Below are 12,036 nucleotides of genomic sequence, written 5' to 3'. Positions count from 1 at the left end.
CACAGATGAATCAACCATTAGCTTATGTTCATCCCGGCGCTAAAATCGCTAAAAATGTTGTAATTGAACCTTTTACAACAATTCACAATAATGTTATTATTGGTGACGGTACTTGGATTGGTTCAAATGTAACCATCATGGAAGGTGCACGTATCGGAAAAAATTGTAATATTTTTCCAGGTGCTGTAATTTCTGCGGTACCACAAGATTTAAAATTTGGAGGAGAAGATTCTTTAGCTATTATAGGAGATAACTGTACTATTAGAGAATGTGTAACCATTAATAGGGGTACAGTTGCTTCAGGGCAAACAATTTTAGGTAATAACTGTTTGGTTATGGCTTATGCTCACATTGCACACGATTGCGAAATTGGTAATAATGCTATTATTGTAAACGGTGTTGCTTTGGCAGGTCACGTAGTTGTTGGTAATCACGCAGTTATTGGTGGTTTGGCAGCTATTCACCAGTTTATTCATATTGGTGATCATGCTATGATATCTGGTGGATCATTGGTTCGAAAAGATGTTCCTCCCTATACAAAAGCGGCAAAAGAACCGTTATCTTATGTTGGAATCAACTCAGTTGGTTTAAGAAGAAGAGGTTTTAGTACGGAGAAAATTAGAGAAATTCAGGAAATATACAGAATCTTGTACCAAAAGAACTATAATACAACGCAAGCTTTAAGCATTATTGAAGCTGAAATGGAAGCTACTCCGGAGAGAGATGAAATTCTGGATTTTATCAGAAATTCGTCAAGAGGAATCATGAAAGGGTATTCTGGTAATTATTAATTTTAGAGTTTAGAGTTTAGATTTCTGATTTTAGATTTCTAGCAACAACATAAATTAAATAATTACAAGAAAATTAGAAGCATTACAAAACAATATAGAGTTTTTTAGGGAAATCTAAAATCTACACTCTAAAATCTAAAATAAAAACAAATGGCATCTACATCAGATATTAGAAACGGATTGTGTATCAAATTCAATCATGATATTTATAAAATCGTTGAATTTCTTCACGTAAAACCTGGAAAAGGACCAGCTTTCGTAAGAACAAAATTAAGAAGTTTAACTACAGGAAGAGTATTGGATAATACGTTTTCTGCAGGACACAAAATAGAAGATGTTCGTGTTGAGACGCATAATTATCAGTTTTTATATGCTGAAGGAGATGAGTTTCATTTTATGAACACGGAATCTTTTGAGCAAATTTCTTTGAACAAAAACATTTTGGATGCTCCTGGATTATTAAAAGAAGGAACAAGTGTAATGGTTCAGGTAAATACTGAAACTGATTTGCCTTTATCTGTAGATATGCCATCTTCTGTAATTCTTGAAGTTACTTATGCTGAGCCGGGAGTAAAAGGAAATACAGCTACAAATGCTACAAAATCTGCTACGGTAGAAACTGGTGCTTCTGTAAATGTTCCGTTGTTTATCAACGAAGGTGATAAAATTAAAATTGATACCGCTTCAGGTAATTATATGGAGCGTGTAAAAGAGTAGTTTTTACAAGTTTTCAGTTTTCAGTCGCAGTTATCAGTTTGTTGATATGGATTGAAAACTGAGACTGAAAACTGAGACTAAAAACTAAATAAATATATGAAATTTCCAAAGATTCATTCTTTACAAGAAATTGCAAATTTGCTTCAATGCGAATTTATTGGTGATCCAAACTTTCCGGTTTCAGGCATGAACGAAATACATGTCGTAGAATCTGGAGATATTGTTTTTGTCGACCATCCTAAATATTATGACAAAGCCTTACAATCTGCAGCAACTATTGTTTTAATTAATAAAAAAGTAGACTGTCCGGAAGGTAAAGCCCTTTTAATCTCTGATGATCCTTTTAGAGATTTTAATACCCTAACCAAACATTTTAGACCTTTTCAGGCAACAACAGTATCAATAGCGCTTTCTGCAACCATTGGAGAGGGAACTGTAATTCAGCCTAATTGTTTTGTTGGCAACAACGTAACAATTGGCAAAAATTGCCTTATACATCCTAATGTTACTATTTACGACCATACTGTAATTGGCGATAACGTAATGATTCATGCGGGAACTATTTTAGGAGCAGATGCTTTTTATTATAAAAAACGCCCGGATGGTTTCGATCAGTTAATTTCTGGCGGAAGAGTAGTTATAGAAGACAATGTTGGTATTGGTGCACTTTGTACAATCGATAAAGGTGTTACAGGTGATACTACTATTGGCGAGGGAACAAAACTCGACAATCAGGTACATGTTGGTCACGATACCGTAATTGGTAAGAGATGTCTAATTGCATCGCAAACTGGTATTGCCGGTTGTGTGGTTATAGAAGACGAAGTTACAATCTGGGGACAAGTTGGTACAACTAGTGGTATCACAATAGGAGCGAAGGCTGTTATTATGGGACAAACAGGTGTTACTAAATCTGTCGAAGGGGGAAAATCTTATTTTGGAACTCCTATCGAAGAATCAAGAGAAAAGTTGAAACAATTAGCTAATATCAAAAAGATTCCTGAAATTTTAAATAAATTGAAATAATATGTCTATTAAAGAATTTGTTCAAAAATTTTACAAGTCAGATGCCTTAATTGATAGCGAAATCATGAAAACCTACTTACATCCTGATGTAAAGTTGGATTGGAACAGCACTAAAGGATTGATTGAAATGGATTATAATTCGATGTTGGATATGGCGAATGAACTTAGTCGTGCCTATGTGCGATCAAAAGTAAGAATAAGCCACATTTTAGCCGAAGAAGATTTGGTTTCGATACGCTATTCTCATTTCGTAAAAACGATCGAAAATCCAAGAGAAGAGATGTTATTGGCGCATTTTGCTACAATTTGGCAAATAAAAGATGATAAATTATATCGGGGTTATCAAATGAGTCAATTTTCTTAATTTTTTTTGAAGACAAAAAGGTTAAAATACGTTACAAAACCTTACTTTTGCATCACAATTTTAAAAACTACATAAAATATATATCATGAGTGTTTTAGTTAATAAAGATTCCAAAATAATTGTTCAAGGATTTACAGGAAGTGAAGGAACTTTCCACGCTTCTCAAATGATTGAGTACGGTACTAATGTTGTTGGTGGTGTTACTCCGGGTAAAGGAGGAACTAGCCATTTAGATCGTCCGGTTTTTAATACAGTAAAAGATGCTGTTGAACAAGCTGGAGCTGATACATCTATTATTTTCGTACCACCGGCTTTTGCTGCTGATGCAATTATGGAAGCTGCAGATGCTGGAATTAAAGTAATTATTGCTATTACAGAAGGAATTCCTGTAGCAGATATGATTAAAGCAAATAATTATGTTAAAGAAAGAAATTCTAGATTAATAGGACCAAACTGTCCTGGTGTTATTACTCCGGGTGAAGCTAAAGTTGGTATTATGCCAGGTTTCGTTTTCAAAAAAGGAACAGTTGGTATCGTTTCTAAATCAGGAACGTTAACTTACGAAGCTGCTGACCAGGTTGTAAAACAAGGTTTAGGAATTACTACTGCTATTGGTATTGGTGGGGATCCAATTATTGGAACTACAACTAAAGAAGCTGTTGAATTATTAATGAACGATCCTGAAACTGAAATCATCATTATGATTGGTGAAATTGGTGGTCAATTAGAAGCTGATGCTGCTAAATGGGTTAGAGCTGATGGTAACCGTAAACCAGTTGTTGGTTTTATCGCTGGAGAAACTGCTCCTGCTGGTAGAACAATGGGTCACGCAGGTGCTATCGTTGGTGGTTCTGATGATACTGCTGCTGCTAAAAAACAAATTATGAGAGACAACGGAATTCACGTTGTTGATTCACCAGCTGAAATTGGTAAAAAAGTAAAAGAAATACTTGGATAATCTCCAGTATTCAAAATAAAAATTCCAAAAGAAAGTCTCAATATTTTGTTGAGACTTTTTTCCATTTTTAAAATGTTGGAAATATAATTAAAAACTTAGCTACTTACTCCCGATAGCTATCAGGATAGAAGCTTAAAACAAAAAATATGTACAAAGAATTAGAAAAGTTTAAAGTAAGCAATAGTTTTACTTTTACGATTGAAGACAGTTTAGAACAAGCTTGTAATGCTCCGGAAGGTGCAGGTGTTTTTGTTGTTTATGCTGTTGAAGGTGATGCAAAAGAATTAATTATGGTTGGTTCTACAGGAACTGTTCAGAATGATGGAACTTTAAAAAGCAAAAATGGTGGTTTATATGATAAAATTGTAAACGGACATCAATTTGCAAAAACAGGAAGAAAATATTCATGGCCTGCACAAATGAAGTTAGAGACAATCTCTGCTCTTGAAGTAGTTTGGTATGAAACTTTTAATGCAGATGTAAAAGCAATTCCAACAGCAGTTGAAGGACAAGTTTTGCAAAATTTCTTAGATGCAAATGCAAAATTACCAAGATGGAATGTAGCTTTCTAATAAAAAAGCTTTTTTAAAAGTAAAATCTGACAAAGGAACTTCGGCATTAAAATTTGTTAAAAAATAATTTTAAAAACGGTGGTGGTAAAATCTGACAAATGAAAATATCTTTTAATTAAGGATAATCTACATAAATACAGTTGAGCCCATGTCAGGGCAATAAAAGTGGCAGTTTTCTATATTAGGAGACTGCCATTTTTTTGTAAAAAAATTGGTTTTATTTGTTTGCTTTTATATATTTATCGCACAGAACTAAAGCATAATGTTAAAATAACGTATGCTTTATGTTAAAACCAAGTGCATATTTTCAAGAATTCTATCGCAAATTAATATGAAGCCCAAAACAATACAATTCAAAACTTTTGATGACATTACGCTTTGGAATAACTTGAAAAGTGGAGATGAAAAATCGTTCTCAATTTTATTCGAGAAATATTACTCAGACTTAGTCAATTATGGCAATTCACTTTCTCCTTTTACCGAAAAAGTCCAGGATTGTATTCAGGATGTTTTTACGGATATCTGGGTATATAGAAATGGGCTTCAAAGTACTGTCGTGGTAAAAGCTTATTTGTTATCAAGTGTTCGCAAGAGAATTGCCCGATTGCATGAACGCGATCATATTTTTCGTAAAGCTACAAGTACAGATTCAATAGCTTTTCTTCTTGAATTCTCTGTAGAACATGAGCTTATAGACGATGATTATGCTACCAAAGAAAAAGTTGTTCACTTAAACAAATTATTAAATGACTTACCGGCGCGTCAAAAAGAGGCGTTGTATTTGCGGTATCATCAGGGGCTAACAGTAGACCAGATTGCAGATATGCTGGATGTTAATTACCAATCTGCAAGTAACTTGTTGCACCGTGGTTTACTGACGCTTCGCAAAGAATGGAAAGGAAGCTTTTCGTTAATTATTCTGCTATCTTCAATCGCATGTTAAATTTGTTTTAAAAAAATGTAAAAAAAATCACAATTAGGTGAGTATATAATAAGAAAGTTGTCCTCTATGTTTTTGTAACCTTATTTTTAGATGCAAAAACGTAATAAATATACCGAAATTGAAGATTTTTTATCTGATGAATCATTCCAGTCCTGGATTTTATTTAAGATTGATGAGGATGGTTGGGAAGAGTGGACGTTAGAAAGCCGTCAGCGTGCTAAGTTGGTAGAAGATGCCAGATTACTGCTTTTGGCAATGAAAGTTCCTGATACAAGTCTGTCTACTTTTGATATTCACAATGCTTTGCAAAATACATGGATTAAAATTGAAGAAAAAGAAAATCAAAACAATTTTGATCAGGACTCCAAAGTAAAATTCTTTAGAAAATATTTTCTGCAATCAGTTGCCGCAGTTTTAGTTTTTGGCTTAGTATCAGTTTGGTTTTATAAAAATCAGATTAATCCGGATACAAAAGTAGTTACCTACAAAGAACTTATCGACGAAAATAGTGAAGGATTGGTGGAGCAAACCAACAATTCTGAAAAACCGCAAATCATCACATTGTCTGATGGCAGTTCGGTTTTATTACAACCCAATAGTAAATTAAGTTATCCTAAAATCTTTACCGGAAACGAAAGAAAGGTCTATTTGTCCGGCGAAGGTTTCTTTGAAATTAGTAAAAATCCTAAAAAGCCTTTTTTTGTTTACGCAAACGAGATTGTTACAAAGGTAGTTGGCACCAGTTTTAGAATAAAAGCTTATTCTGATCAGCCAAATGTAGAAGTCCTTGTGCGCACCGGTAAAGTGAGGGTAAAATCTAATGATTTAGTCTCAAAATCAGATCAGGAAGAAGTTATTTTATTACCCAATCAGGCGTTGCGTTTTTTGCGTAGTGATTTGAGCTTTAATAAAATCACCAATATTACACAGGACGAAGCACTGACCCGCAGTGTTGGTAATATTGAGCAATTGAGTTTTGAATTTACAGATATTCCGGTATCACAGATTTTCGAGACCATCGAACAAGCTTATCTGGTAGAGATTGATTATCCTAAAAATAAACTTAAAGATTGTCACCTCACAACATCACTCAGCGATCAGCCGCTTACAGAGAAATTAAAAATTGTTTGTAATAGTATCGGCAACAATACCAATTTTGAAATGAATGGAAATCAGATTATTATAACATCTGATGGCTGTAATTAATCTTGCTTTATAACTGTAATTATAAAGTTTGATTTGAACTTCTAACAAAAAAACAACCAGAAAAAATCCAAAAACCAACCCAATAATAAATGCCTATGTAAAATAAAGTGCAGAAAAAAGTGCCGAAATGCTGTAACATTTTCGACACTTAAGTTTAGTTGAATTTCTCTCTGTAAAGAGCAATTCATGATGTTTCTTAAAATACACACTAATCAGTATTAATCAAAACAATCCAAAATTATGAAAAAACCAGTTGTTAAACAACGATTACTCCATCGAATCATGAAAATAACACTATTTCAGTTTGTCCTGGCACTTGTGTTTTCAAGTGTTGCCATGGCAAATAATGTAAATGGGCAAAAGAAATTAGATACTAAAGTTACCATAAATGTTGCTAATTTAACACTAGATAACGCATTATCTAAATTAGAAAAGTCGGCTCATGTAAAATTTTCGTATAATTCAAGATTACCTCAGCTTGCTCAAAAAGTAAGTATAGATGCAGATCAGGAAGTTCTCTCGAGTATTCTTAATAGAATTTTAATACCCTTTAATATAACTTACACCGAAGTAAGCAATCAAATTGTTTTACAAAAAAGTGCTGCTACTGATCCTTTTACAAGTTCTGATGGCAGTAATTCTTTGTTCGAAATATTAACTGCCGGACCAATTATCAAAGGCTTGGTTACAGATGCTAGTGGTAGCCCGTTACCGGGAGCTACGGTTTTGGCAAAAGGAACTAAAATCGCTGTACTTACTGATTTTGATGGAAAGTTTACAATCGAAATGCCAGCAAACAGTGATGCTCTTGTAATTTCGTATGTGGGAATGGAGTCTAAAGAAATTAACACATCCAATACAAACCCTACGATTGTTTTAACCGAAGTAGGACAAAATTTAAAAGAAGTTGTCGTTACGACAGGTTACGAAAAAACATCTAAAAGAACTTTTACCGGAGCAATAAGCAAGATTTCGGGTGCCGAATTGAAAGTAGACGGAGTAGTAGATGTAAGCAGAATGATCGAAGGTAAAGCTGCCGGTGTTACGGTACAAAATGTAACAGGAACTTTTGGTACTGCACCAAAAATTACCGTTCGTGGATCTTCTTCTATTTTTGGAGATACAAAACCGTTATGGGTAATTGATGGTGTTGTTCAGGAAGATATTATCAATATATCGTTTGCAGATTTAGCTTCAGGAAATTCATCTACGCTGTTAAGTTCTTCTGTAGCAGGTTTAAATTCGAATGATATCCAGAGTATTGAAATCCTTAAAGATGCCTCTGCAACCTCAATCTATGGTTCAAGATCGTTAAATGGTGTTGTAGTTGTTACGACCAAACAAGGACGTAGAGATTCTCCTCTAAAAGTAAGTTACTCTGTCGAAAATACAGTAAGAAGTGTACCTAGTTATACTCAATATGATATCCTGAACTCTCAGGAGTCTATGAGTGTTTTTCAGGAAATGAAACAAAAAGGATATCTTGATCTGAGTTCTTCTTATACAGGTAGATTTGGAGGTGCATACAACATTCTTGCAAAAGAAATTAACCGTTATAATGAAACAAATGGTCAATACGGAGTAAAAAATGATCAGCCTTATATTAATCAATTCCTTAAAAAATATGAATTGGCAAATACAGATTGGTTCAGTGTTTTATTTAGACCATCGATTACTCAGAATCATTCTTTAAGTTTTTCCGGTGGAGGAAAAAACAATACATTTTATGCTTCTTTAGGCTATTATACAGATCCGGGATGGACAATTGCTGATAATGTAAAACAGCTGACATCAAACATCAAAGGAACTTTCTTTGTAAACGACAGATTAAATATTACACTCTCTACAATGGGTTCTATTCGTGATCAACAAGCTCCGGGAGCTTATGAAAGCAAACAGGATGTAGTGTTTGGAAAAACAACCAGAGATTTTGATATCAACCCATTCAATTATGTTTTAAGTACAAGCAGAACATTAAGACCTTATGATGATAATGGTAATTTAGAATATTATCAAAACAACTGGGCGCCAATGAATATTATAAACGAATTGCAAAACAATACTTTAGATATTAAGGTAAATGATATTCGTTTTCAGGTCGATTTAGATTATAAAATCAATAAAAATTTAACCTATAACCTTACGGGTTCTGCACGTTATGCCAATACATCAAGAGAGCACAAAATTTACGAAGGTTCGAATGTAGTAGGTGCTTATAATGCAGGAGTTGGAGACAATGTAAATACTCAAATACAAAAAGACAACGTATTCTTGTATCAGGATCCTAATGATCTTACAGCGCCAAAAGTGTCTGTGTTGCCAAGTGGCGGATTTTTAAGAAAATATACCAACGACATGACTTCTTACAACATTAGAAATAGTGTTACGTATAGAAATACAATTCAGGAAAAACATGAGGTAGAAGGTTTTTTTGGTACAGAGCTTAGATCTGTAGACAGAAACAATGATAATTTTACTGCGGTAGGTATTCAATATGACAAAGGGCTTACGCCTTTTATCGATCCAAGAATTATTGAAAAAATTGTAAACGGTGGAGATTCTTACTACAATTTTGGTGCAGAAAGAGAGAGAACAGTAGGTTTCTTTGGAAAAGTAGGCTATACTTATGATCGTCGTTATACAGCATCTGTTACAGGTCGTTATGATGGATCGAACAGACAAGGAGATACAGGTTCTTCAAGATGGTTGCCTACGTATACTGTAAGTGGAAAATGGAATGTAGCCGAGGAAAAATTTATGAAAAATGTTGAAGCAATCAACACTTTGGCCTTAAGAGCTTCTTATGGATTGACCGCTACTGCTGGTCCGGCAACAAATTCATTGGCTATTTATAAAAGTTTTATAACGGATCGTTTTAATCTTTCGGATAGAGAAAATGCAATCAATATTGAGGACTTAAAGAATAAAGATTTGACTTGGGAAAAACAATTTGAAACTAATATTGGGGTAGATATAGGCATGTTTAATAACAGGGTTCAATTGACTACAGATGTTTACAGACGTAAGGCATTTGACCTGATCGATTATGTAATTACTTCCGGTGTAGGCGGTCAATCTGTAAAACAAGGTAATAATGCTGATATGGAGACTAAAGGTCTTGAACTTGGTTTTACGACTCAAAATATTGTAACCAATGCCTTTAAGTGGTCAACAACGCTGAACTTTTCAGTTTACAATCAGAAAATTACAAAATTGGCAAACAAGCCATCTGCTTTTGATTTGGTAGATTCAAATGGAGGTAATACAGTAGGACATCCAAGAAACTCGATTTACTCGTACCAATTTACAGGATTAAACAATCAGGGATTACCAACTTTTAAATTGCAGGACGGAGCCGAAAGCAATATTACAGGAGCTGATTTTCAGGATACAAATGACGTTTCTAAATATTTGAAATATGAGGGATCTATTGAGCCTAATAAATCGATAGGTTTAGCCAATACATTTACCTACAAAAATTGGTCGTTGTATGTATTTGTTGTTGGATCTGGAGGAAACAAAGTTCGTTTGAACCCTGTTTATAGCAATGAATACAATGATTTAACTGTTTTTACAAAAGAATTCTCTAACCGTTGGATAAATCCTGGTGATGAAAAAGTTACAAACGTTCCGGTTATTGCTGATAAATTATTAAACAGAAATTACGGAGACAGAGATTTGCAGATTGCATACAATACCTATAATTTTTCTGATGTTAGAATTGCCGATGGTGATTTCGTAAGACTGAAAAACGTTTCGCTTAGTTGGGAATTCCCTAAAGATTTCAAGAAGAAATTAGGACTTAGCACCTTTACCTTAAAAGGATCTGCGGTAAATCCGTGGTTGATTTATTCAGATAAAAGATTGCATGGTCAGGATCCTGAATTTCGTAATACAGGAGGAGTTGCTTTCCCGATCACTTCTCAGTATACATTTACTTTAAATGTTTCATTATAATATACTTAATTATGAAAAATATAAAAATAGCACTTTCATTATTATTAGTGATTAGTATTAGTAGTTGCGATGATTTTCTTTCAGAAATTCCAGATAACAGAACTCAAATAGACACACCAGAAAAGATATCAGAATTATTGGTTACTGCTTATCCTAACAAAAGTTATGCACTACTGGCAGAAACAATGTCGGATAATGTATTTGACAGTGACACACAATCATCAGATGTAGACAATAAACAAAGCTACAATTGGGAGATGCAAACACAGTTTGGCCCGGATACCGAAGCAGATTTCTGGAACGCATCTTATGAAGCAATTGCAGCTGCAAACCAGGCATTGGTAGCTATTGACGAATTGGGAAACCCAACGACTTTGAACCCGCAAAAAGGAGAAGCATTGATAGCAAGGGCTTATTCTCATTTTATGTTAGTTTCGTTATGGTCCAATCGTTATGATCCTGCAACTGCCGCTACAGATTTAGGAATTCCGTATGTAACAAAACCGGAAGGAGCTTTGTTGGCCCAATACAAACGTAATACTGTAAAAGAAGTATTTGACTTTATCGAACAAGATATTACCGAAGGAATGAAGTATATCACAAACAATTATAAAGAGCCTAAATATCATTTTAATGTTGATGCGGCAAAAGCATTTGCAACGCGTTTTTATGTTGTAAAAGGGGATTGGGACAAAGTATTGGAATTTTCAAAAGACCTGGGATCAAAACCAACTACATTAAGAGATTATGTTGGTTTTAATGCAGCAGCTCCTGCTCAAAAGCCATTAGAATATTCAAAAGTAGAACAACCAACCAATTTATTAGTAGCATATCCTAACTCGACTGTAGACAGAGGGTATCAAAACAGATTTTATCTTGCTGATAACAGGGCAGATGAAATACTGGGAACAGACACTAACATTTGGGGCAAAAGCTGGTTGATATACACTTCGTCTTTTTATAAAAACAACGTTATCATACCTAAATTTTACGAATACTTTAAATACACAAACGTAACCGCCGGTATTGGACAAGCTTTTACAGGAGTAGTACTTTTAAGTAATGATGAGTTTTTCCTGAACAGAATAGAAGCCCATGTGATGAAAAATCAATTTGCTGAAGCAAATACTGAGCTACAATACCTTTTCTCGCTAAGAACAGAAGGATATAATGCGGCAACAGATAAAATAACAGAAGCAAACATAACAGCTAAATTCCCGGTTATTGCCAATGAATTTACTCCTTTTTATGCACTAACACCTTTGCAGGCATCTTATATAAAAGCGATTGCCGAGGCAAGAAGAAGAGAATTTATACAAGAAGGTTTGAGATGGTTTGATGTCAAACGTTTTAATCTTACAGTAGAGCACAATACCTACGAGGCAGGACAAGTAGCAAGAAAAAATATTTTGGTTAAAGATGACAAACGCAGAGCCTTGCAAATCCCGCAAAGAGCTTCAGACAATGGAATCGAAAAAAATCCCAGATAAAAATTTAATTTA

Annotated in this window: 10 protein-coding genes; all 10 read left to right on the top strand. The window is 34.2% G+C overall.

Annotated elements, in window-relative coordinates; genetic code table 11:
* Nucleotides 1-5: 5 nt before the first annotated feature.
* The 10 genes from lpxA to B0A64_RS08765 all read left to right on the top strand — a co-directional run bounded on the left by lpxA (nt 6) and on the right by B0A64_RS08765 (nt 12,024).
* Nucleotides 6-791: an acyl-ACP--UDP-N-acetylglucosamine O-acyltransferase gene (gene lpxA / locus B0A64_RS08810; RefSeq protein ID WP_017497513.1), complete on the top strand. Its 786-nt coding sequence runs from the start codon at nt 6-8 to the stop codon at nt 789-791.
* Nucleotides 792-941: 150 nt separating this feature from the next.
* Nucleotides 942-1,508 carry an elongation factor P gene (efp, locus tag B0A64_RS08805; RefSeq protein ID WP_089479142.1) on the top strand — a complete coding sequence of 189 codons (567 nt, stop codon included), beginning with the start codon at nt 942-944 and terminating at the stop codon, nt 1,506-1,508.
* A gap of 96 nt (nt 1,509-1,604) precedes the next feature.
* Nucleotides 1,605-2,534: a UDP-3-O-(3-hydroxymyristoyl)glucosamine N-acyltransferase gene (locus B0A64_RS08800; protein WP_089479141.1), complete on the top strand. Its 930-nt coding sequence runs from the start codon at nt 1,605-1,607 to the stop codon at nt 2,532-2,534.
* A 1-nt stretch (nt 2,535) separates the two neighbouring features.
* Nucleotides 2,536-2,898 carry a hypothetical protein gene (locus B0A64_RS08795; protein ID WP_089479140.1) on the top strand — a complete coding sequence of 121 codons (363 nt, stop codon included), beginning with the start codon at nt 2,536-2,538 and terminating at the stop codon, nt 2,896-2,898.
* Between the two features lie 85 nt (nt 2,899-2,983).
* On the top strand, nt 2,984-3,856 hold the full coding sequence (gene sucD / locus B0A64_RS08790; protein WP_047775108.1) for a succinate--CoA ligase subunit alpha: 873 nt from the start codon (nt 2,984-2,986) through the stop codon (nt 3,854-3,856).
* Between the two features lie 146 nt (nt 3,857-4,002).
* A complete protein-coding gene (locus B0A64_RS08785; RefSeq protein WP_089479139.1) occupies nt 4,003-4,428 on the top strand; it encodes a hypothetical protein in 426 nt (141 codons plus the stop codon).
* Nucleotides 4,429-4,759: 331 nt separating this feature from the next.
* A complete protein-coding gene (locus B0A64_RS08780; RefSeq protein ID WP_089479138.1) occupies nt 4,760-5,371 on the top strand; it encodes an RNA polymerase sigma factor in 612 nt (203 codons plus the stop codon).
* A gap of 90 nt (nt 5,372-5,461) precedes the next feature.
* Nucleotides 5,462-6,577: a FecR family protein gene (locus tag B0A64_RS08775; RefSeq protein WP_089479137.1), complete on the top strand. Its 1,116-nt coding sequence runs from the start codon at nt 5,462-5,464 to the stop codon at nt 6,575-6,577.
* 240 nt (nt 6,578-6,817) lie between these two features.
* Nucleotides 6,818-10,534: a SusC/RagA family TonB-linked outer membrane protein gene (locus B0A64_RS08770; RefSeq protein ID WP_089479136.1), complete on the top strand. Its 3,717-nt coding sequence runs from the start codon at nt 6,818-6,820 to the stop codon at nt 10,532-10,534.
* A gap of 11 nt (nt 10,535-10,545) precedes the next feature.
* Complete coding sequence (locus tag B0A64_RS08765) at nt 10,546-12,024, top strand: RagB/SusD family nutrient uptake outer membrane protein (protein WP_089479135.1); 1,479 nt, start codon at nt 10,546-10,548, stop codon at nt 12,022-12,024.
* Nucleotides 12,025-12,036: the final 12 nt, after the last annotated feature.

This window comes from Flavobacterium araucananum (assembly GCF_002222055.1).
Classification (GTDB): Bacteria; Bacteroidota; Bacteroidia; order Flavobacteriales; family Flavobacteriaceae; genus Flavobacterium; species Flavobacterium araucananum.
The sequence above is the reverse complement of the archived record's forward strand: the minus strand, read 5'-3'. Positions and strand labels throughout refer to the sequence as shown.